Below are 20,605 nucleotides of genomic sequence, written 5' to 3' on the forward strand. Positions count from 1 at the left end.
TCAGATGTGTATAAGAGACAGCTACTTTACACGGCGTCGATAGTTTCAACACCCTGTTGACTCCATCGACACACCGTTGATACCGTGGCCATCATGACTGAGCACCTTGACGTGATCATCGTGGGCGCCGGCATCTCCGGGATCAGCGCGGCGTGGCACCTGCAGGAGCGCTGCCCGACGAAGAGCTACGCCATCCTCGAACGCCGCGACGACCTGGGCGGCACCTGGGACCTGTTCAAGTACCCGGGCATCCGGTCGGACTCGGACATGTTCACCCTCGGATTCCGGTTCAAGCCCTGGCGATCGGCGAAATCGATCGCCGACGGCGCCGACATCAAGGCCTACATCAACGAGGCCGCCGTCGAGAACAAGATCGACCAGCACATCCGTTACCGCCAGCGCGTGGTGTCCGCCGACTGGTCCGACGCCGAGAACCGCTGGACGCTGACCGTCGAGTCCGATGGCCAGCAGCGCGAGCTCACCTGCTCGTTCCTGTTCGCCTGCACCGGTTACTACAACTATGACGAGGGGTTCTCGCCCACCTTCCCCGGCGCCGAGGACTTCGAGGGCCGGATCGTCCATCCGCAGCACTGGCCGGAGGACCTCGACTACGCGGGCAAGAAGATCGTCGTCATCGGCTCCGGCGCCACCGCGATCACCCTGATCCCGGCCCTGGTGAACTCCGGCTCCGGCCACGTCACCATGCTGCAGCGCTCTCCGACCTACATTGGCTCGCTGCCCGGGGTCGACCCGTTCGCCGAGCGGGCCAATCGGCTGCTGCCCGACCGGCTGGCACACATCGCGAATCGCTGGAAAGCCATCTCGTTCAGCACCTTCCAGTACCAGCTGTCGCGCAAGGCCCCCGCCTACATGCGCAAGACGTTGATGACCATGGCCAAGCGCCGGCTGCCCGAAGGCTACGACGTCGAGAAGCACTTCGGGCCCCGGTACAACGTGTGGGACCAGCGGCTGTGCTTGGCGCCCGACGGCGATTTCTTCCGGACCATCCGGCACGGCAAGGCCGACGTCGTCACCGACACCATCGACCGGTTCACCAAGACGGGAATCAGGCTCACCTCCGGTGAGGAGCTGCAGGCCGACATCATCATCACCGCAACGGGTTTGAACATGCAGCTGCTCGGCGGTGTCAAGCCCACCCGCAACGGCGAGCCCATCGAGCTGACGTCGCTGATGACCTACAAGGGCCTGATGTTCTCCGGCGTGCCGAATTTCGCGATCACCTTCGGATACACCAATGCGTCGTGGACCCTGAAGGCCGACCTGGTCTCCGAGTTCGTCTGCCGACTGCTGAATTACATGGACGCAAACGGTTTTGACTTCGTAGAGCCGCAGCGTCCCGGCCCCGACGTCGACGAGTTGCCGTTCATGGACTTCAGCCCCGGATATTTTCAGCGGGCGATGGACATGCTGCCCAAGTCGGGGTCGCGTGCGCCGTGGCGGCTCAAGCAGAACTACTTCTTCGACATGCGCACGATCCGGCGCGGCAAGGTTGACGACGAGGGCTTGCAGTTCGCGAAAAAGCGTGCGCCGGTTGCGGTTTAGGGCTTGACGACGACGATGCCGTCGTCATCGCTGTAAGCGATCTCGCCCGGGACGAAGGTTACCCCGCCCAGCGTGACCTCGACGTCGCGCTCGCCGGTGCCCGCCTTGGCGCTCTTGCGCGGATTGGTGCCCAACGCCTTGATGCCGAGGTCGAGATCGCGTAGCGCGGCGGCATCGCGCACCGCCCCGTTGACGATCAGCCCGGCCCAGCCGTTCGAGCGGGCCAGCTCCGCGATGACGTCGCCGACCAGCGCCGAGTGCAGGGAACCGCCGCCGTCGATGACCAGTACGCCGCCCGCACTGGGTTGGGAGAGCACCGATTTCAGCAACGCGTTGTCTTCGAAGCAGCGCACGGTGCTGATGGGTCCGGCGAATTGCGGGCGGCCACCGAACTGGCGGAATTGCACATCGCAGCTGCGAACGTCGGGCCCGATGTCGTCGACGAGGTCGGCGGTCGGCTGAAATGACACGGTCACGTCTGACACCGTAGCGACGGTCAGCGGCGCCGCAGCTGACGGATCAACAGGATCGCCAGGAGGCTGACCGCCAGGGCCACGATCAACGGCATCGGGGACTGGGTGAGGGAGATCGCCGGAGCGTCCGCAGGGACCGGGTTGTTGGCGGCATCGACAGTCGATTTTGCTTGTGCCGCAACATCTTTCGCAGCGGCGGCGAGGTCGCCGTTACTTTCGATGCGCTGCTGCACCGCCAGCGATGGCTCGGGCGCCTTGGCGGGGGGCTCGGCGCTTTTGGCCGGCGCCTTCTTCGCGGGCGCTTTCTTGGCGGGCGCCTTTTTTGCGGGGGCTTTCTTCGCGGGGGCCTTCTTGGCGGGCGCCTTCGCCGCCTTCTTGACCGCCTTGGCCGGGGGCTTCTTCTCCGGCGGCGGGGTCGACGCGTCGTCGGGTTCGCTGCTCGGTTGGTCCTGCGGGTCTGCCATGCGGCCGCTCCTTGAGCTTTCTGTCGTTTGCCCACGCGGGTTCTCCGAACCCATCATGCCAGCACGAGTGTGGGCGGCTCGGCCGCCGGTCACGGTCTGTGCCGCACCGCCCACAGTGCCCCCGCCGCGACGAGCAGCACCGCCACCGCGACGAACGGCCAGACCGGGACATCGCCGCCGGTCGGGGCGCCGCCGGCCGGGGGCCCGGGCGTCCCGGTACCGGGCACCGTCAGCCGGAACGACCAGGATCCGGAGACCACGTGGCCGTCCGCGGACGTCACCCGGTAGTTCACCGTGTAGGTCCCGGCCGGACCCAGCGGCCGCAGGTCAATGCCGACCATCGCGCCCCGCACGGTGGGGTCGCCGGTGGACCACACGTTGCCGTCGGGGCCGACGACGGTCATGGCCGCGAAGGTGGTCTGCAGCTGTTCGTTGAACGTGGCGCTCACCCGCGGCGGACCGGTCGTGAGCACCGCGTTGTCCGCCGGGTCGGTGCCCACCCGCGCGGCGTGCGCCGACGCCACCGGCGCGGTGGCTGTCGCGATCGCCAACAGGGCACCGACGAGCGTGGCGATCGCCAACCGCCTCATGCTCGCCGGCGGATCAGCGCAAGGCAGATTCCCAGCGCGGCAACGATCAGAGCCGCGCCGCCCAACAGCCGGGCGGAGTTGTCCGGAGATTTCGGCGGCGGCGGCGCGGACGGCTGGCCGGCCGGCGGCGCGGACGGCTGGTGGCCGTGGGACGGAGCCGTTCCCGCGGCCAGTGTCAGCGTGGGCACCGGGTACTCCGGCTCGCCGCCCCCGGGTTGCGGCGGCTGGTCCCACTTCACGATCGTGCCGTCGGAGTAGGTCTGCGTGGCCGGAAACGTGACGGTCTCCGCGTCGGGCAGCTTCACCGACAACCGGAACAGCGCGAATTGATCGACCCCGATGCCGCCACCCGGGGAGGCCGTCCAGGTCACCGAGTGAACGGCCCCCGACGCCGGGTCTCGGTCGAGCTTGGCCGTCCAGCCCGGCATGCTTTCGGTGCGCGCCGAGGCGACGTCGGGCAGGGCGACGCTGAGGACCGTGGTCAGCGCGCCCGTGTTCGACTCGTTGGGTACCTGAAAGGTGACGATCGCCGTGGCGCCGCGCACCGCGTCGTCGCTACTGGCGTGGACGTGCGCCCCCGCGGCGGGGAGGTGCGCCGCGGCGACGAGGTACAGGCCGACGGCGGCGACCACCGCGACGGGCAGGCGGGTCAGCCGCCGCGCGCGGATCCTTGTGCCGGGAAGCCGCATGCGGCGGTCAGCTGAGCCCGAGCCGGGCCATCAGGTCCGCCTCGATGCCGTCGAGCTGTGACGCGATCGCGGCGTGGGCCGCGCGGCGGCGGGCGGCCGGCATGTTCTCCGCGGCGGTGACGGCCGCGGAGAGATCGGTGAGTCGCTCGGTGATGGCGGAAACGAATTGCCGGGTCTCGGCGTCCTTGGGCTTCTTGTCCTGCACCGTCCGCAAAGACTTCTCCGCGCCGGCGATCCGGGCGGACAACTGCGCGCCGTGGCCCGAGAACTGCCCGATCTGGGCCAACGGTATTCCGAGTTGGTCCGCGCGACGCTGGTCGATCAGTGCGCGGGCCGAGACCGCGGCGCGGTAGATGATCGGCGTCAGGATCGGCGCGAGGAGCCGGGACACCGTCAGGGTCCGGCGGATCCGGGTCGGCGAGAAGATCTTGCCTTCCCGCGCCGCTTTGAGTTGGGTCTCCGCGACTTTCAGCGCGTTGCGGTCGCTGTCGCGTTGGGCTTTGATCTGCGCGCGGAGGGCCTTGGCCTCCGCCCGGTGGGCGGCGCGGTACCGGCGATTCTCGTTCTTGGCGGCGAGTTTGGCCTCCAGTTTGGCGCGCGCCCTGATCGCACGGGCTTCGGCGCGACGCGTCGCGCGGCTCTTTCGCTTGCGGAACAGGGCCATACCCGGCCGCCTCCCCGGTCTGTTGAAAACTGTCGCTCTCGCGCGTGCGCGATCCGTCAGCCAACCCTAATCGGAAAGGGCGGACGGGAGCCCCCCAGGTGGGCCGGGCGCCCGGTGCCCGCTAGGCGTCCAGGTGTTCCGCGCGGCGCAACTCGTTGACCCGCTGCATGACCTCGTGCTGGGCCTCGGGCGACAACTCGGAGGCGCGCAGGGCAATGCGGCGCACGCCGTCGTCGCGCATCGTGGCGAGGATCGACAGCTCCTTGTCGAGCTTCTCGTAGTACTCGTCGTCGGTGAAGTAGGCCGGCTTGATGCGGAAGAAGTTGGCCAGCGCGGCCATGGTGGCCGACGACGGGTTGGTGCGGTTCCCCGAACGCAGCTGCGACAGGTACGGAGCCGACATCGTGATGCCCTCCGCCTTGAGCGCCGCGATCACTTCGGCGGAGGTGTGCTGCCCCCGTCCGGGGGGATACACGGTGTCGAACAGGCGGTTCAGGCGAGCAGCGAACGTCGTGCTCATTGGTTATGACCTCCACTGGGCTGTAGAAGTGAACTATTACCTAGGTGTATTTGCTGATCATGGTAGCGAGGGTTTGTGTCCGTAACTAGGTGCAAACCCCCGCGGATTCGGTGCAGGCGTAGCTGGTGCTTGCCGATACCGCACTTGACGAGCGTCTAACTGATTCGCTGAAGTGTCCACTAAATCAGCGAAACTCACAGGTTATCCGCAGAATTCGCGGCTTGGCCCTAGGTGGCGGGCCGGTGATGCCGAGCCGGGGGAAGTGTAGGGTGGAAGGGTGCTGGGCGGTCGCCCGGCAACCAGGCAGCAATTTATGATCGCTTAACGCCGTATTTGCTGTCAGAACAGTGCTGCGGCCGGAAAACGCCACCCTGGGACGCGCGGGAGATGTGAACCGGCGTTCGGTCCGCCGACGCCAAGGCGCCCCGCGCACCCCTCCCGCCGGGGAAGTCGCCGGCGCCTGGGACGTCAACGGCGCGCTCAGTGTCGCCGGCGAACTTTCGACACATCACCGACGTTCGTCGGGTGATCGGAGTCCGGCACACCGGTTTGCCGGGGTCGCTTCGTCGAGTGCTGAGGACTGCCGGCCGGACGAAACGGCGCCGATGTAAACGCCTATGCCGCGAGCAACATCGCGAGTATCGCGGTATCGGGATGGGTGATGGGGTCGACGCCTACGCGACTGACCATCGAGGTGATCGTGCCGTCGGCCTCGGCTTCCACCCACGCCGCCCGATGCTCGAGTCCGAGATAGGGCAATCCGGGAAGCAGGACGCATCCCGACGCCGCCCCACTGCATTCCGGCAACGACGGCGTGGTCTCCGACGGCGGATGCAGCATCAGCAACGCGGGGGGTTGGTGGTCGGCGAAATAGCCCGGCTGTATTGCGGAGTCCCCGAAGACCGTGCCCTCGGCGAGCACCAGGCCGACCGTGCCCGGCTCGGGTTCTTCGGGCAATTCCTCGCGGGCGCCGAATACCGTTGTGGTGGAAAGCAATCCGGGCAACGACGCGACCCGGACCGCGACCATGAGCAATTGCGCCCATTCTTTGGTCGAATCCGGCCAACGTCCGGAGATCACGAACCCTTTCAGGGCACCACGAGCATGGAAAGGGGAAACCCCTATCGGGCGGTCAGACCCAGTCTCCATTTCGACCTCCGCGCGACGCCTCCGTCCGATTAACCACGCTGGTAACTCGAATAATCAAGCATGCCCGGGGGTTCGGTGCCGTGCAACCCGACACGGCTAGTGGCGCACATGTTCTCGGAGTGCCCAATTGACGGCCCGACAAACGAAAGGGGCGCCGCGCGAGCCGCGCGACGCCCCCATGCCTCGAGATGGACTCAGCCGAAGATCAGGCCATTGGTCTTCGACGTGGCGGCCGCGTACCGCTTCTGCACGTCGGCCCAATTGACGACGTTCCAGAACGCCTTGACGTAATCCGCCTTGACATTCTTGTACTGCAGGTAGAAGGCGTGCTCCCACATGTCGACCTGCAGCAAGGGGATGATGCCGAGCGGGACGTTGGCCTGCTGGTCGTACAGCTGGAAGGTGAGCAGCCTGCCGCCGAGCGTGTCATAGCCCAGCACGGCCCAGCCCGAACCCTGCAGGCCATTGGCGGCCGCGCTGAACTGGGCGCGGAATTTGTCGAACGATCCGAACGCGTCATCGATGGCGGCGGCCAGTTCGCCGGTGGGCTTGTCGCCGCCGTCCGGCGACAGGTTCTTCCACCAGATCGAGTGGTTGACGTGGCCGCCGAGGTGGAACGCCAGGTTCTTTTCGTTCAGGAAGATCGCGGCGTGGTCGTCGTTGGCGCGCGCCTCTTCGAGTTTGGCAACCGCGTCGTTCACGCCCTTGACGTAGGTGGCGTGGTGCTTACTGTGGTGGATCTCGTTGATCTGACCCGAGATGTGCGGTTCCAACGCTGCGTAGTCCCAGTCCAAATCGGGCAGGGTGTATTCAGCCACGGCGTTCCTTTCTTCGATTGTCTGCTAACGCTTCGCGGGCCTGCCGCGCGGCGGCCAGCCCTAGACAACCCTGCTCCATGACTGCGCCGACCGCAAGAATGACCGCGATGAGCCGGAGGCCGAATACCCGTTCGGCGCCGATTCAAGACAAGACGATGAGGAGGAGTACCGCGAGTAAGGCGAGAGCGATCAGCCCGGCGCGCAGCGCCGCGATGCTGTAGTTGTGATTCCACGCAGCCGAGCCGGAGTACGACTTCGACTGGCCCGGTGTCCCCGGACCGAACGAATGCGTGGCCATCAATCGCCTTTCACCCGCTCCTCACCTCAGTGAGGTGAGTCACAAACAATTTCGCGAACGCGATCATAGCGCTTCCGGGCGGGGTTGGAAAACGACGCCCTGAGCTGCGGCTCGGCAACGGCCGCGAAAGGGCTCGGCCAAGGGGGTTTTCACCCGTTTCGGGGACCGCCTGCCCGACTGCTTAGTAAGACAATCCATTTCGCTCAATGGCCGTCTGGGGCTGTCGATGGCATGACTTCGTTACCACAGCGTTATCCACAGTGAAACCACCGCGAGCCTGCAGGGCTGTAGTAATGCTCCCCTTACCCACTAAGCACGTGTGGATAAACCTGTGGAAACTGTGGATAGGCGTGGGAGCCGAAATAATTGCCGACCGGCGACGTTCGGGCCATCGGTGAGCCCGCGCGGCGCGCATCGGCGCGCGGCTAGGCTAGTCCGGTGATCCAGGTGTGCTCCCAATGCGGCACTCGGTGGAACGTGCGCGAGCGGCAACGCGAATGGTGCCCCCGTTGCCAGGGAGCCCTGATGGCGCCCTTGCCGGATGCGCCGGCGCCCGATCCGCGGTGGAGCCCGCACGGCCCCGCGCCCGCGAGTCGGCCGCCGGCGCCCCGCACGTTCCAGCGCACCCCGCCGCGGCTGCCGCCGGGCTTTCGCTGGATAGCGGTGCGGCCGGGCGCCGCGCCACCGCCGAGGCGCGGGCGACGCCCCCTCGGCCCGACGCCGCGCTACGCGGTGATCCCGCGGTGGGGCCTTGCCGACCATGTCGAACAAACGGCCGCGGCGGCCCAAACGCCCGCGCGGCGAACGCCATCCGTGTCGACGATCCGGACCACGCTGTTCGTGAGCGTGCTCGTTCTCGGCGTCGCCGCCCTGGTGTATGTCGTGCGGTACGTGCTGCTGATCGTCAACCGGAACACCTTGTTGAATTCCTGGGTCGCCGCCGGCGCGGACTGGCTGGGCATCCTGGCCAGCGCGGCCGCGATCGCGGCGGTGCTCGCCTCCGGGGCGATGCTGATCCTTTGGCTCATCGCGCGCCGCGCCGCGGTGTTCGCACATCACGGCCTGCCCGAGCCGCGGAGCCCCCGAGCGTTGTGGGCCGGCTGCGTGGTGCCGCTGGCCAATCTGCTGTGGGCCCCCGTCTACGTCATCGAGCTGGCGATCCTCGAAGAGCACTACTCCCGGATACGCAAGCCCATCGTCCAGTGGTGGATCGCGTGGGTCGGCAGCTACCTGGTCTCGGTCTTCGCCATGGCCACCAGCTTCGCCAAGGACGCCCAGGGCATCGCGAACAACACCATCGCGATGGTGTTCGCGTACTTACTCGCGGCGTTGACGGTGGCCGCGGCGGCCCGGGTCTTCGAGGGCTTCGAGCGCAAACCGGTCGAGCGCCCCGCGCACCGTTGGGTCGTGGTCCCCGGCGATCCGGCACCGACGTCCGGTCCGGTTGAGCTGGAGGGGCAGGAAGCGGCAGCATTAGGCGTATGACGTGGGCCGAGGAGGTGCTCGCCGGGCATCCCTTTGTGGTAGCCCACCGCGGCGCATCGGCCGCGCGGCCCGAACACACGCTGGCCGCCTACGATCTCGCGCTCAAAGAAGGCGCCGACGGGGTCGAATGCGACGTGCGCCTGACCCGCGACGGCCACCTGGTGTGCGTGCACGACCGCCGGCTGGACCGGACCTCGACCGGCGCCGGATTGGTCAGCACGATGACCCTCGCCGAATTGCGCGAGCTCGAGTACGGCGCGTGGCACGACAGCTGGCGTGAAGACGGCACGCACGGCGACACCAGTTTGTTGACGCTCGACGCGTTGGTTTCGCTCGTCCTGGACTGGCATCGGCCGGTGAAGCTGTTCGTCGAGACCAAGCACCCGGTGCGCTACGGCTCCCTGGTGGAAAACAAGCTTCTCGCGCTGCTGCATCGGTTCGGCATCGCCTCACCCGCCTCCGCCGACCGGTCCCGCGCGGTGGTGATGTCGTTCTCGGCGGCGGCGGTCTGGCGGATCCGGCGGGCCGCGCCGCTGCTGCCGACCGTGCTGCTCGGCAAGACCGCGCGCTACCTGATCAGCGGCGCGGCCACCGCGGTCGGTGCGACGGCCGTCGGCCCGTCACTGGCCACGCTGAAGGAATATCCCCAGCTCGCGGATCGTGCGATCGCCCAGGGCCGGGCCGTGTACTGCTGGAACGTCGATGAGTACGAAGACCTCGATTTCTGCCGGGACGTGGGGGTGGCGTGGCTGGCCACCCACCACCCGGGCCGCACGAAGGCGTATCTGCAGAACGGCCGCGGCGGCTAGTCCGGCGGAGCGGTGGGCACCGGCCCGTCGGAGGCCAGCGCCTCGAACAACCGGCTGGCCTCGTCGTGATTCCACACCACCACCGATCCGGCGTCGCCACTGGTGAACTCGCCGATCGGGACGGTCAGGGTGGTCGGGGAGCCGTGCAGTCCCCAGCCGAGGCGGGCCAGGTCCCAGACGTGGTCGCCGCGGTCCACGGTCAGCGCGTCCGCGAGGGCGCGCGGCACCGAGTACCAGCGCCAGGGGTTGAGCCACACCGCGGGGCTGGCCGCGGCGCGCAGCAGCGCCGCCACGAACTGCCGCTGATTGACCATCCGGTCCAGATCGGCCCGCGGGGTGTCGCGCGTCCGGACGTACCCGAGCGCGTTGCGGCCGTTGAGCTTCTGGCAGCCGGCGGGCAGGTCGATGCCGGCCAACGGGTCGTTGAGCGGCGCCGTCGGGCACACCGTCACCCCGCCGAGCGCGTCGACCAAGCCGGCGAACCCGCCGAACCCGATTTCGGCGTAATGGCCGATGCGTAGCCCGGTCGCCTGTTCCACCGTCTGGGCCAGCAAGGCCGCGCCGCCCATCGAGAAGGCGGCGTTGATCTTGTCCTTGCCGTGGCCCGGGATCGGGACGTAGGAGTCGCGCGGTATCGACACCATCGTCACCCGGCCGCCGGACCACAGTTCGGGCAGGTGCACCAGCAAGATGGTGTCGGTCCGGCTGCTGCCGATGTCACCGCCGGTGGCCAGTTCGTTTTGCTGTTCGGGGCTGAGCCCTTGGCGACTGTCCGACCCGACCAGCAACCAGTTCGTCCCGCGGCCCGGCCCGGGGCGCCCCGGGTAGTCGGCCAGGATGTCGTCGCGGTGCAGCCGGCTATCGAACCAGGCGGCCCCGCAGGCGGCCGCGAAGCCGACCAGCAGCGCGGCGATCACCAGCACTGAAACCAGTGTCCGGACCCAGCGGCGCCAGCCGCGCCTGCGCCGCGCGCTCGGCGCCGTCGGCCGCGGCGGGGGTGCGGGAATTGGACGCGCGCGCGGCGGCGCCGGTACCGCGGTAGGCGGCGGGGGTGGGGGCGGCGGGGTGCGCCGCAGCGGGGTGGTCTGTTCGGCCGGTGTCGGCGGGCGGGCGCCGCGGCGAATCACCTGCGACGGCTCGACGCGCGGGTCGCGCCGGGGCGGGGGTCGATCGCCGTTCACCCGGTTAACGTACGCGGCCGGCGGCCCGGCGTCCGACTACGGGCGCGCGCGCAGGCCGTTGATGAACGGGCAACCCATCAACACCCGGATGGCCTGGCTTAGCCCGGTCATGTCGTCGACCGGCTTGTGAAACGGCAGCCGGACGTCGTGGTCGCGGTCTTGGCCCTCGACGCGAAACCGAACGCCGTAGCGGTCGAGCCCGAGCGGACGCACCTGCCCGCGACGCAACGGCGCGGGCAGCCGGGACACCAGCCGGGCGACCACATCGCTGTGGGCGGTGTCCAGATGCCACAACAGGTTCGACTCGATCTCGCAGAACGGGTCGGGCCTTGCAGCGACGAGGTCCTCGACGCTGACGGGCTCGGCACCGGTGGCGTCGGTGACGACGACGGACGCGATCTCCAGCCGGACCAGCGTGTACCGCATTTCCTCGTCGTCGGGCGGCGCGCACCGCGGGGTGTCGACCTGAAGCAGCGCGGGGTGCGGCCACTCGGCGGCGATCCGGTCGACCGTCTCGGCGACCACCGCCGGGGCGAACGCCCGCAGTCGCCCGCGCACCCACACCAGCGAGCGCACCGGCTCCCGCAGCGGTAGCGGCGCGTAGTCGGTCAGCTCCAGCAGCGCCTGCGACCCGGCCGGCGGCGGGTCGTCGCTCGAATTCGGAAGCGCCAGGGCGAAGGACCCGTCGGGCAGCAGGTGATGCACGGGCGTCACGAACGGGTCCTGGCGTGGCTGCGCGGTTTCCAGGGCAAGCAGCGCGCCACCGGCGCGCACGCAGGCGCTGCGGATACGTTCGGCCGTCGTCGGGGAGGGGCAGGTCAGCGGTAACACCATTCTCCTTATATTAGGTAAGCCTAAGTTAACTTAGAAGCGGGGGCGCCGCAAGAGCCGTTTGGCGGCCGCCGCCGCTAGGGTTGAGGCGTGGTCCGCATCGCTTATCTCGGTCCGGAAGGGACCTTCACCGAGGCGGCGCTGTTGCAGATCACGGCCGCCGGCCTGATCCCCGGCCAGGGCCAAGACGAGGTCCAGCGGCTGCCCCTCGACAGCACCGCCGCGGCGCTGGACGCCGTCCGCGACGGCGGGGCCGAATACGCCTGCGTCCCGATCGAGAACTCGATCGACGGGTCGGTGACGCCCACGCTCGACAGCCTCGCCATCGGGTCCCCCCTGCAAGTCTTCGCCGAGACCACCCTGGACGTCGCCTTCACCATCGTGGTCAGACCGGGCCGTACCGCCGCCGACGTCCACACCCTGGCCGCGTTCTCGGTGGCGGCCGCTCAGGTGCGGCACTGGGTGGCCGACAACCTGCCCGGGGCCGAGCTGCGGCCGGCGTATTCCAACGCCGACGCGGCGCGGCAGGTGGCGGAGGGGCAAGCGGACGCCGCGGTGACGTCGCCGCTGGCCGCCTCGCATTGGGGGCTCGGCACGCTGGCCGACGGCGTTGTGGACGAACCCAACGCCCGCACCCGGTTCCTCCTCGTCGGTCCGCCGGGGCCGCCGCCGGTCCGCACCGGTGCCGACCGGACGGCGGTGGTGCTGCGCATCGAGAACGCGCCGGGCGCGCTGCTGGGGGCGCTGACGGAGTTCGGGATCCGGGGCATCGACCTGACGCGCATCGAATCCCGACCGACCCGGACCGCGCTGGGCACCTACATGTTCTTCGCCGACTGCGTGGGCCACATCGACGACGACGCCGTCTCCGAGGCACTCAAGGCGCTGCACCGTCGTTGTGCCGATGTGCGATACCTGGGATCGTGGCCGACGGGTTCGCCCGCCGGGGTGCTGCCGCCGCCGGCCGACGAGGCGGCCCGCTGGCTGGCGCGGCTGCGTGCGGGCAAACCGGAAATCGAGTCCGCGGAGCTCGAACGATGACCGGTCGCCTGGTGCTACTGCGGCACGGCCAGTCGTACGGCAACGTCGAGCGCAGGCTCGACACCCGCCCGCCCGGGGCGGAGCTGACGCCGCTGGGGCGCGACCAGGCCCGCGCCTTCGCCCGCGGTGCGGGACGGCCCGCGCTGCTGGCTCACTCGGTCGCGATTCGCGCGTGCCAGACCGCCGGGGTGATCGGCGGCGAGCTCCAGATGTCCGCCGTCGAGGTACCCGGCGTGCACGAGGTCCAGGTCGGCGGGCTGGAAGACCGCAGCGACGACGACGCGGTCGCGGAGTTCAACTCGATCTATGAGCGATGGCATCACGGTGATCTCGACGTTCCGCTGCCCGGCGGCGAAACCGGCAACGACGTCCTGGACCGCTACGTGCCCGCGCTCACCGACCTGCGCCTGCGCTACCTCGACAACCACGACTGGACCGGCGACATCGTCGTCGTGAGCCACGGCGCGGCGATTCGTCTGGCCGCCGCCGTGCTGGCCGGCGTGGACGCCACCTTCGCGCTGGACAACCACCTCGACAACGCCCAATCGGTGGTCTTGGCCCCCATCACCGACGGGCGGTGGAGCTGCGTGCGGTGGGGGACGCTGACGCCGCCGTTCTACCCCGAGGACGAGGCGACTCCGGTCGCGGACGCGGTGCATTCGAGCACCGACCCGATGGGCTGACGGCCGATCAGACGGCCAGAGCCACCGATTCGAAGCACCCGCAGCCGACGGCGTCGCAGTCAACGACGAAGGCGTGCGGCAACAGCTCGGGGCTGAAGCAGTCCGGCTCGGTGCATTCGGAGCGGCGCAGCGAATGGCGAATGATGGTGCCGTGACAGTGATCTAAGCCCGCCCGGCAGTCGCGGCAGTCAGCGCTCATAACCCGTTCATAGCACCGGCCGCGGACAAACCGCGGTTGCCGCGCCCGGAAAACCGGCGCGGCGAAAGTTGTCAGGCCCAGCCCAACTCTTCGAGCCGGTCGTCGTCGATGCCGAAGTGGTGGGCGATCTCGTGGATCACCGTGATCGCCACCTCCTCGACCACCTCGTCGTCGGAGTCGCAGACGTCGAGCAGCGCCTCGCGGTAGATGGTGATGGCGTCCGGCAGCGATCCGGCGTAGTCGGAGTCACGCTCGGTCAGCGCGACCCCTTCGTACAGCCCGAGCAGTTCGCCGTCCTCCGGGTGCCGGTCGGAGACCAGCACGACGACGTTGTCCATAGCCGCCGCGAGCTCGGGCGGGATCAGGTCGAGCGCGTCGGAGACCAGCTCGTCGAACCGCTGCGGATCCATCCGCGCGGGCACCGGGCTAACCCCCGGCGGGCGGCGGGGCGGGCGGTGCCTCGGGTGGGGGGTTGGGCGCCGCCGGTGGCGCCCCGGCGTCCGCGGGAGGCGGGGCCTGCGGCGGTGCTCCGGCGTCCGCGGGGGGCGGCGCCTGCGGAACCGGGGAATTCGTTGCCGGCGCCTGGGGCGCCGTCTCCACCGGCTGTTGGCCGGGCAGGTGCTGGTTGTTCGGCGGGATCTCCGGGACCGAGCCCGCCTGGCCCGACGGCGCCTGAGCCGGCGCCTGAGCCGGCACCTGCAGCGGTATCGGCGGCATCGTGAGCCGCTCTTCGGGGATGTCGGGCGGCGGCACCGGCGGCTGACCGTTGATCAGCAGCTGGCCCTTGGCGCTGTTGACCAGGGTGGCCCAGCCGCCGTTGCCCAGCGTCGCGCCGATGCTGCAGGCGACCTCGCGGCTGCCGGCCGTCCAGCTGGCCAGCGGCACGGTGGGGTAGATCAGCGTCAGGGTGGTGGTGCGCAACTTGACCGGCGCCAGGTAGGCGTCCGTCATCTTGGTGCACAGATCCTTGATGTACCCGTCCTGGTCGGGCTCGGCCGGCAGCGCACCCGGGAACTTCTCGGCCAGGTTGACCGTGCCGGTCACCTCCATCGCGTGCGGTGCCGCGCATTCCACCGGGGCGTCGATCGGCTGGTTGGTGTTCGTGTCGATGCCCAAGCAGGTGCCGGCCGGCCAGACCTTGGACTGGTCGATCTGGGCGACCTTGCCCTTGAACGCCTGCTGCTGATTGTTGGTGGCGGGCAGCTGCAGCCCGCAGAGCATCCGCCGCTCGCCGGACTGGCGCCAGGCGCGGTCACCGGGCCACAGCAGGCTGACGATGAACTTGCTGTTGGGATCGAACTTGGGGCCCAGGTAGTTGCGCACCGCGGACTCGCATTGCTCCTGGGTGATCTGCTGAATGCGCGCGGGCGACGGCGGAGCGGCGTTGGGACCGTACTCGGCACCCGGGAAGGTGCGCATGTCGACGGATTCGGCCACTTCGAACTTGTGGTCGTCGGCGCAGTTGACGATCTTCGCCGACTCCGGGGTGGTGTCCGGCCACATCAGGCAGTCGCCGCTGGCCGCCTTGTTGAACGCGGCGTCACTCTTGCTTCCGGTGGTGGGCACCGGGTTGCCGTCGAGATAGCCGGACAGCCGGCCCGGGCCGGTCCCGCCGACCGGAAGCGCGGTCACCAGGCCGGCGATCAACAGGGCGCCCAGCGCGGTCAGCAGCAGCGCGCGGCGGGTGGCCGTCGCCTGCAGACTGCGCGGCCACCGGAAGCCGGCGTGCGGCTGGTCCGGCTCGGCGGCGGGCGCGGACGCCGGGGCTTCCGGATGGTCCGTCTCGGGGGCTTGCGACATCGGCTCCATTCTGACAGCACCACCTGTGGCGCGTGACAAAAGTTACTGATGTGAGTCCTGGGACCAGTCCGGGTGGATGCTCTGCGATCGACCGGAGCGCGAAAAAGTAGTGTCTTGGCCGTGATCGACCTGAAGCTGCTCCGGGAAGACCCCGACGCCGTGCGCCGCTCCCAACTCGACCGGGGCGAGGACCCGGCCCTGGTCGACGCCTTGCTGGCGGCCGACACCGCCCGGCGGGCGGCGATCTCGTCGGCCGACGCGCTGCGCGCGGAACAGAAATCCGCCAGCAAGAGCGTCGGCGCCGCGTCCCCCGAGGAGCGCCCGGCCAAGCTGGCGCGCGCCAAGGAACTGGCCGAGCAGGTGAAGGCCGCCGAGAGCGAGCAGGCCGAGGCCGAGGCCGCGTTCACCGCGGCGCACATGGCGATCTCCAACGTCGTCATCGAGGGGGTGCCCGCCGGCGGCGAAGACGACTACCGCGTCCTGGACGTGGTGGGCGAACCCGCGCAACTCGACCACCCGAAGGACCACCTGGAGCTCGGCGAGGCGCTGGGCCTCATCGACATGCAGCGCGGTGCCAAGGTGTCCGGCTCGCGGTTCTACTTCCTGACCGGCCGGGGCGCGCTGCTGCAGCTGGGGCTGCTGCAACTGGCCCTGCGGCTGGCCGTCGAAAACGGCTTCATTCCGATGATCCCGCCGGTGCTGGTGCGCCCGGAGGTGATGGCCGGCACCGGATTCCTGGGCGCGCACGCCGACGAGATCTATCGGGTCGAGGCCGACGACCTCTACTTGGTCGGCACCTCGGAGGTGCCGTTGGCCGGTTACCACGCCGACGAAATCCTGGACCTGTCCGCCGGGCCGCTGCGGTACGCGGGCTGGTCGTCGTGCTTCCGGCGGGAGGCCGGCAGTTACGGCAAGGACACCCGCGGCATCATCCGAGTGCACCAGTTCGACAAGGTCGAAGGGTTCGTCTACTGCACGCCCGACGAGGCCGAGGCCGAACACGAACGGCTGCTGGGGTGGCAACGCGAGATGCTGGCCCGCATCGAGGTGCCCTATCGGGTGATCGACGTTGCGGCGGGTGATCTCGGATCGTCGGCCGCCCGCAAATTCGATTGCGAGGCATGGGTTCCCACGCAGGGCACCTACCGAGAGCTGACCTCCACGTCGAACTGCACCACCTTTCAGGCGCGCCGGCTGGCGACGCGCTACCGCGACGCCAACGGCAAGCCCCAGACCGCGGCCACCCTCAACGGCACGCTCGGCACCACCCGGTGGCTGGTGGCGATCCTGGAAAACCACCAACAGCCCGACGGCAGCGTGCGGGTGCCCGACGCGCTGGTGCCGTTCGTCGGCACGGACCTGCTCGAGCCCGTCGCCACCATCGGCTAACGGGCCCTCGCCGCCAGCCGTCCCGGGGTGTGGCCGAAGGCCCGCCGATAGGTGTCGATGAAGGCACTCGTTGTGGCCCAACCACATTCGGCCGCCACCGACGTGACATCGTGCCGCTCGGCGAGCAGCACCAGCGCGTGCTGCAGACGCAGCTGCGTGCGCCACTGCGGGAAGGTCATCGCCAGCTCGTCGCCGAACAGACGGCTCAGCGTGCGCTGGCTGACGCCGATCCGGTGGCCGATCTGGGGCAACGTCAACGGCGCCGCCAGGTTGTCGGCGATCAACGCGCACGCTTCGCGCAGCCGGGCGTCGACGGGCGTGGGAATCCACAGCGGCTCGCCGGCGCCGGTCGCGCGCAACTGATCCTGGAGCACGGCCAGCATCCGGTGGTGCTCGTCGGTGTCGGTGCCATCGGTCTGTGAACACGCGATGATGAGTTCGCGCATCAACGGGTTGACCGCCAGGACGGCGGGCGCCGCCGGCCCGCGACGGTAGCGGCGGGGATCGAGTGCGACGCCGTGAAACTGCGTGGGGCCGTGGAACTTATGTTCGTGCCAGCAGCCCGCCGGGATCCAGATCGCCCGGTTCGCCGGCGTGATCCAGGTGCCGGCCGGGGTGGTGACGGAGACCGCGCCCGACGACGGGTAGACGATCTGGTGCAAGGGATGCCGGTGCCGCTCGATCCGTGCCCCCGGCGGCAGCGCCTGCGACGACGTCGCCCGCCCGTGATGGCTGATTTGCGACATAACACGGCAGAATATCGGAAGCCCGCATCCGGCGCGCGCGGCTAGCTTTACCGCTATGGCAATGAATCTCTTGCACCGGCGCCGGTGTAGCTCGGCGGCCTGGGAGAAGGCGGTGGAGGGCCAGCTGTTGCCCTGGGCGCTGGACGGCGTCGAATTGGGTTCGCGGACTTTGGAAATCGGCCCCGGATACGGGGCGACGACGCGCGCCCTGCTGGACAGGGCCGATTCGCTCACCGCGGTCGAGGTCGACGCCGCGATGGCCGATCGCCTGCGGCGCCGCTACGGCGACCGCGCCCGCATCATCCACGGCGACGGCACCGACACCGGGCTGCCGGCCGATCACTTCACCTCGGTGGTCTGCTTCACGATGCTGCACCACGTTCCCAGCGCCGACTTGCAGGACCGGCTCTTCGCAGAGGCGTTCCGGGTGCTGCAGCCGGGCGGGGCGTTCGCCGGCACCGACGGCGTCCCGTCGCTGACCTTCCGGCTTCTGCACATCGCCGACACCTACAACCCGATCGCACCGACGGACCTGGGCGCGCGCCTGCGGAACGCGGGATTCCCCGATGTGCAGATCGACGCTTCCGGTGGGCGGCAACGGTGGCGCGCCATCAAACCGAGCTGAGCGCGATCAGCGACCGATGCCGGCGAAGGTGGGGCTGCCCGCCTCGAGCGGCACCCGGGCGGCGCGCGCGGTGAAGCTGATCGCGTGATACCACCCGCACAGCATCGTGAGGTCGAGGATCTCGCGTTCGCCGAACTCGGTGCGCAGCGCCGCCCAGAGGGTGTCGTCGATGTCGCGACGGTCGCAGAGCGAATCCACGGCGCGGACCAGGAGCCGATCCCGCTCGGCGGTCCAGCAGGGGTCGTCGGCGCCGCCGTGGGTCAAGGAGCGGACCTGCTCGTGGTCGAGGCGCGCCTTCTGGGCGAAAAACGCGACGTGCACGCCCCATTCGTATTCACACCCGCAGCGAGCGCAGGTGCGGTCGATGACGATCTCGCGGTCGCGGAGGGACAGCGACAACTTGCGGCTCAGCTCGTAGCCGCCCCATGCCGTCATGGCCTCGGCCATGGGCATGTTGCGCACCACGGTGCGAAACAGGGCGATGGGCGGCACGTTCGGCGGCATCATCTTCTGCAGCAGCGCCGCCACCGCGTGCTCGTAGGGCGGGGCGAGGACGCCGATGCGAGGCGTTACTATTTCCGTAACCATGGACAGGAAAGCTACGTTACGGAATCCGAAACGTCAACTGACGGCTCGACCGGGGCACCCGGTGCGGGGGTCGACAACGGGGCGGCCGCTCATGGCGGCCCTGGATCTCCTCGGGCGGCGCTGGGCGTTGCGGATCCTGTGGGAACTCCGCGACGGTCCGCTGGGAGCGCGGGCTTTGCGGGAGCGCTGCGACGGCATGTCTCCCAGCGTTTTGTATGACCGTCTCGGCGACCTGACGGACGCGGGGCTGGTCGTCCAGCGCGACGACCAGTGTTACGAGCTCAGCGAGGCCGGCCTGTCGCTGGGCGAGGCCCTCAACCCCCTGGACCAATGGGCCCGCCGCTGGGCGAAGGGAACCTAGGCGTCCACCGTCTCGCGGGCCTGCTCGTGCCGGCGCTGGCGCTCCATGGTGGCGAAGTAGAAGGCGAATGCGAACGCGAAGCTGGTGAACAGGCTGGACACGAAGTACAGCCACGGATGCCGCAGCCCACGGCGGTAGCCGTCGACGATCGTAAACAGCGGCAGCAGAACGACATTCGCGATCGTGTAGTCCTGGCTGGCGGAGGATGCGGCCGGGTTGGTGAACATCAGCCTGATGTATTCGGCCCAGCTTCCGTGTTCGCCCCACAGTGGGTTGGTGGACCCGTGCGAATACTGCGCGACGTAAGTGATGTTGAAGTACCAGCCCAAGGCCACGGACGCGATCCCGACGAGGTAGTAGACGCATTCCAGCGGCGAGAACAACGGGCCGCCGGCGGGCCGGGCGAAGACCTTCGAGTTCGCGGCGACGATCCAGCCGATGACACTGAGCCCGAGAACGGCATGCACAAGAAGCGAGACCATGCGCGCAGTCTCACCCCGCGACCAAAGTTTTGTCAATAGTGACAAAAGCCGGGTGGGGTACCTTACTTGCATGGTCAGGCCGGCGCAGACGGTGCGCAGCGAGCGCACGCGGGAGGCGCTGATCCAGGCCGCCATGGTGCGGTTCCTGGGCCAGGGCGTCGAGGAGACCTCGGCCGAGCAGATCGCGGCGGACGCCGGGGTCTCGCTCCGGACGTTCTATCGGCACTTCAAGTCCAAGCACGATCTGTTGTTTGCCGACTACACGGGGCTGAACTGGTTTCGGGCCGCGCTGGACGCCCGGCCCGACGCCGAACCGATCATCGATTCGGTGCAATCGGCCATCTTCTCGTTTCCCTATGACGTTGAGGCCGTGGCGAAGATCGCCGCTCTGCGCGGTGGTGAGTTGGATCCCGGCCGCATCGTCCGCCATATGCAGGAGGTCCAGGCGGACTTCGCCGACGCCATCGAGGCACAGCTGCACCGGCGTAGCTGCGTGGCGCGCGAGACGCTGGACGCAAGGTTGCGCGCCCGGGTGACCGCGCGGTGCATCGCCGCCGGGGTGTTCGGGGCGATGGAGTTCTGGATGCTCGGTGAGGACCGATCGCTGGGCGAGCTGGCGCGCATGTGCCACGCCGCGCTGGAGTCGCTCCGGGCGGGCATCACCGGCTCGTGGGTCACCGACGCCGACTGAAAAGTTTCGTCACAATTGACAAAACTTTGCGACCATGCCAGCCTCCATTCCTGGAGGGCAGGACATGACTGACTATGACGCGATAGTTATCGGTGCCGGGCACAACGGTCTGGCCGCGGCGGTGCTTCTACAGAAGGCCGGGCTGCGGACGGTGTGCCTGGATTCCAAGCTGTACGCCGGTGGAATGGCGTCCACGGTGGAGCTTTTCGACGGGTACCAGTTCGAGATCGCGGGCTCGGTGCAATTCCCCACCTCGATGGTGGTCGTCGAGGAACTCGGCCTGGACACCCTGCCGACCATCGACCTCGAGGTGATGTCGGTGGCGGTCCGCGGCGTCGGGGACGACCCGCTGATTCAGTACAGCGATCCGATCAAGCTGTTCACGCACCTCAACGAGGTGCACGGGGCCGACGCCGTCAACGGGATGGCGGGGCTGATGGCCTGGAGCCAAGCCCCCACCCGGGCA

At 69.0% G+C, this 20,605-nt stretch carries 25 protein-coding genes and 1 pseudogene; 10 read left to right on the forward strand and 16 right to left on the reverse strand.

All coding sequences use genetic code 11. The features are described from left to right. The first annotated feature begins 93 nt into the window (after positions 1-93). Positions 94-1,563: an NAD(P)/FAD-dependent oxidoreductase gene (locus WU80_RS18790; protein WP_055404687.1), complete on the forward strand. Its 1,470-nt coding sequence runs from the start codon at positions 94-96 to the stop codon at positions 1,561-1,563. Here WU80_RS18790 and rraA read toward each other — a convergent pair. From rraA to WU80_RS18830, 8 genes are all read right to left on the reverse strand, one after another. After that, on the reverse strand, positions 1,560-2,039 hold the full coding sequence (gene rraA / locus WU80_RS18795) for a ribonuclease E activity regulator RraA (protein ID WP_055404686.1): 480 nt from the start codon (positions 2,037-2,039) through the stop codon (positions 1,560-1,562). The genes WU80_RS18790 and rraA overlap by 4 nt on opposite strands. Positions 2,040-2,059: 20 nt before the next feature. Further along, the gene (locus WU80_RS26585; protein WP_055404683.1) at positions 2,060-2,500 is read right to left on the reverse strand and encodes a hypothetical protein; all 441 of its coding nucleotides are present in this window, start codon (positions 2,498-2,500) and stop codon (positions 2,060-2,062) included. Positions 2,501-2,589: 89 nt separating this feature from the next. Beyond that, entirely contained in the window at positions 2,590-3,090 is a 501-nt protein-coding gene (locus WU80_RS18805; protein ID WP_055404682.1) for a copper resistance CopC family protein, read from the reverse strand. Further along, complete coding sequence (locus WU80_RS18810) at positions 3,087-3,779, reverse strand: YcnI family protein (RefSeq protein WP_055404681.1); 693 nt, start codon at positions 3,777-3,779, stop codon at positions 3,087-3,089. The genes WU80_RS18805 and WU80_RS18810 overlap by 4 nt, the downstream gene beginning before the upstream one ends. Before the next feature lie 7 nt (positions 3,780-3,786). Further along, positions 3,787-4,443, reverse strand: coding sequence for a DUF6474 family protein (locus WU80_RS18815; RefSeq protein ID WP_055404680.1), 657 nt, complete (start codon positions 4,441-4,443; stop codon positions 3,787-3,789). A 121-nt stretch (positions 4,444-4,564) separates the two neighbouring features. Continuing rightward, entirely contained in the window at positions 4,565-4,963 is a 399-nt protein-coding gene (locus tag WU80_RS18820) for a secretion protein EspR (RefSeq protein WP_055404679.1), read from the reverse strand. Between the two features lie 615 nt (positions 4,964-5,578). Beyond that, positions 5,579-6,112, reverse strand: coding sequence for a hypothetical protein (locus WU80_RS18825; protein ID WP_055404678.1), 534 nt, complete (start codon positions 6,110-6,112; stop codon positions 5,579-5,581). A gap of 194 nt (positions 6,113-6,306) precedes the next feature. After that, a complete protein-coding gene (locus tag WU80_RS18830) occupies positions 6,307-6,930 on the reverse strand; it encodes a superoxide dismutase (protein ID WP_055404677.1) in 624 nt (207 codons plus the stop codon). A 736-nt stretch (positions 6,931-7,666) separates the two neighbouring features. Here WU80_RS18830 and WU80_RS18835 point away from each other — a divergent pair. Beyond that, complete coding sequence (locus WU80_RS18835; RefSeq protein WP_082459936.1) at positions 7,667-8,713, forward strand: DUF4328 domain-containing protein; 1,047 nt, start codon at positions 7,667-7,669, stop codon at positions 8,711-8,713. Further along, positions 8,710-9,522, forward strand: coding sequence for a glycerophosphodiester phosphodiesterase (locus WU80_RS18840; RefSeq protein ID WP_055404675.1), 813 nt, complete (start codon positions 8,710-8,712; stop codon positions 9,520-9,522). Before WU80_RS18835 ends, WU80_RS18840 begins: the two co-directional genes overlap by 4 nt. On the opposite strand, the gene WU80_RS18845 is transcribed toward WU80_RS18840, so the two are convergent. Together WU80_RS18845 and WU80_RS18850 are read right to left on the reverse strand one after the other, a co-directional pair. Beyond that, positions 9,519-10,703 carry an LCP family protein gene (locus WU80_RS18845; protein ID WP_082459935.1) on the reverse strand — a complete coding sequence of 395 codons (1,185 nt, stop codon included), beginning with the start codon at positions 10,701-10,703 and terminating at the stop codon, positions 9,519-9,521. The genes WU80_RS18840 and WU80_RS18845 overlap by 4 nt on opposite strands. Positions 10,704-10,739: 36 nt before the next feature. Then, a complete protein-coding gene (locus tag WU80_RS18850) occupies positions 10,740-11,537 on the reverse strand; it encodes a DUF2470 domain-containing protein (RefSeq protein WP_055404674.1) in 798 nt (265 codons plus the stop codon). 87 nt (positions 11,538-11,624) lie between these two features. On the opposite strand from WU80_RS18850, the gene pheA reads away from it, so the two are divergent. Both pheA and WU80_RS18860 read left to right on the forward strand, forming a co-directional pair. Beyond that, positions 11,625-12,575: a prephenate dehydratase gene (gene pheA, locus WU80_RS18855; protein ID WP_055404673.1), complete on the forward strand. Its 951-nt coding sequence runs from the start codon at positions 11,625-11,627 to the stop codon at positions 12,573-12,575. Beyond that, positions 12,572-13,258: a histidine phosphatase family protein gene (locus WU80_RS18860; RefSeq protein ID WP_055404672.1), complete on the forward strand. Its 687-nt coding sequence runs from the start codon at positions 12,572-12,574 to the stop codon at positions 13,256-13,258. Before pheA ends, WU80_RS18860 begins: the two co-directional genes overlap by 4 nt. 7 nt (positions 13,259-13,265) lie before the next feature. Here WU80_RS18860 and WU80_RS18865 read toward each other — a convergent pair whose 3' ends face one another. The 3 genes and pseudogenes from WU80_RS18865 to WU80_RS18875 all read right to left on the reverse strand — a co-directional run bounded on the left by WU80_RS18865 (position 13,266) and on the right by WU80_RS18875 (position 15,266). Continuing rightward, entirely contained in the window at positions 13,266-13,457 is a 192-nt protein-coding gene (locus WU80_RS18865; RefSeq protein ID WP_055404671.1) for a hypothetical protein, read from the reverse strand. Then, positions 13,454-13,879 (reverse strand): annotated as a pseudogene (locus tag WU80_RS18870) (metallopeptidase family protein). The gene WU80_RS18865 and the pseudogene WU80_RS18870 overlap by 4 nt, the downstream one beginning before the upstream one ends. Before the next feature lie 4 nt (positions 13,880-13,883). Next, positions 13,884-15,266 (reverse strand): septum formation family protein, encoded by a 1,383-nt coding sequence (locus tag WU80_RS18875; protein WP_055404669.1) that lies wholly within the window; start codon positions 15,264-15,266, stop codon positions 13,884-13,886. Between the two features lie 111 nt (positions 15,267-15,377). On the opposite strand from WU80_RS18875, the gene serS reads away from it, so the two are divergent. After that, a complete protein-coding gene (gene serS, locus WU80_RS18880; RefSeq protein WP_055404684.1) occupies positions 15,378-16,646 on the forward strand; it encodes a serine--tRNA ligase in 1,269 nt (422 codons plus the stop codon). On the opposite strand, the gene WU80_RS18885 is transcribed toward serS, so the two are convergent. Continuing rightward, positions 16,643-17,392 (reverse strand): helix-turn-helix domain-containing protein, encoded by a 750-nt coding sequence (locus WU80_RS18885; protein WP_055404668.1) that lies wholly within the window; start codon positions 17,390-17,392, stop codon positions 16,643-16,645. The two genes, serS and WU80_RS18885, sit on opposite strands and share 4 nt — an antisense overlap. Positions 17,393-17,447: 55 nt before the next feature. Here WU80_RS18885 and WU80_RS18890 point away from each other — a divergent pair, with 55 nt between their 5' ends. After that, positions 17,448-18,017 carry a class I SAM-dependent methyltransferase gene (locus WU80_RS18890; protein ID WP_055404667.1) on the forward strand — a complete coding sequence of 190 codons (570 nt, stop codon included), beginning with the start codon at positions 17,448-17,450 and terminating at the stop codon, positions 18,015-18,017. A 6-nt stretch (positions 18,018-18,023) separates the two neighbouring features. Here the strand turns inward: WU80_RS18890 and WU80_RS18895 are convergent, their stop codons facing one another. Further along, positions 18,024-18,605: a carboxymuconolactone decarboxylase family protein gene (locus WU80_RS18895; RefSeq protein ID WP_055404666.1), complete on the reverse strand. Its 582-nt coding sequence runs from the start codon at positions 18,603-18,605 to the stop codon at positions 18,024-18,026. A gap of 91 nt (positions 18,606-18,696) precedes the next feature. Here WU80_RS18895 and WU80_RS18900 point away from each other — a divergent pair, with 91 nt between their 5' ends. Beyond that, positions 18,697-18,966 carry a helix-turn-helix domain-containing protein gene (locus WU80_RS18900; RefSeq protein WP_055404665.1) on the forward strand — a complete coding sequence of 90 codons (270 nt, stop codon included), beginning with the start codon at positions 18,697-18,699 and terminating at the stop codon, positions 18,964-18,966. Here WU80_RS18900 and WU80_RS18905 read toward each other — a convergent pair. Continuing rightward, positions 18,963-19,448, reverse strand: coding sequence for a DUF2834 domain-containing protein (locus WU80_RS18905; RefSeq protein WP_055404664.1), 486 nt, complete (start codon positions 19,446-19,448; stop codon positions 18,963-18,965). The genes WU80_RS18900 and WU80_RS18905 overlap by 4 nt on opposite strands. Before the next feature lie 70 nt (positions 19,449-19,518). On the opposite strand from WU80_RS18905, the gene WU80_RS18910 reads away from it, so the two are divergent. Then, positions 19,519-20,139, forward strand: coding sequence for a TetR/AcrR family transcriptional regulator (locus tag WU80_RS18910; RefSeq protein ID WP_055404663.1), 621 nt, complete (start codon positions 19,519-19,521; stop codon positions 20,137-20,139). A 64-nt stretch (positions 20,140-20,203) separates the two neighbouring features. Then, positions 20,204-20,605 (forward strand): NAD(P)-binding protein (locus WU80_RS18915; RefSeq protein WP_156371802.1); only part of this gene is annotated, 402 nt, incomplete at its 3' end.

It is taken from the genome of Mycobacterium sp. UM_11, from assembly GCF_001414075.1.
Classification (GTDB): domain Bacteria; phylum Actinomycetota; class Actinomycetes; order Mycobacteriales; family Mycobacteriaceae; genus Mycobacterium.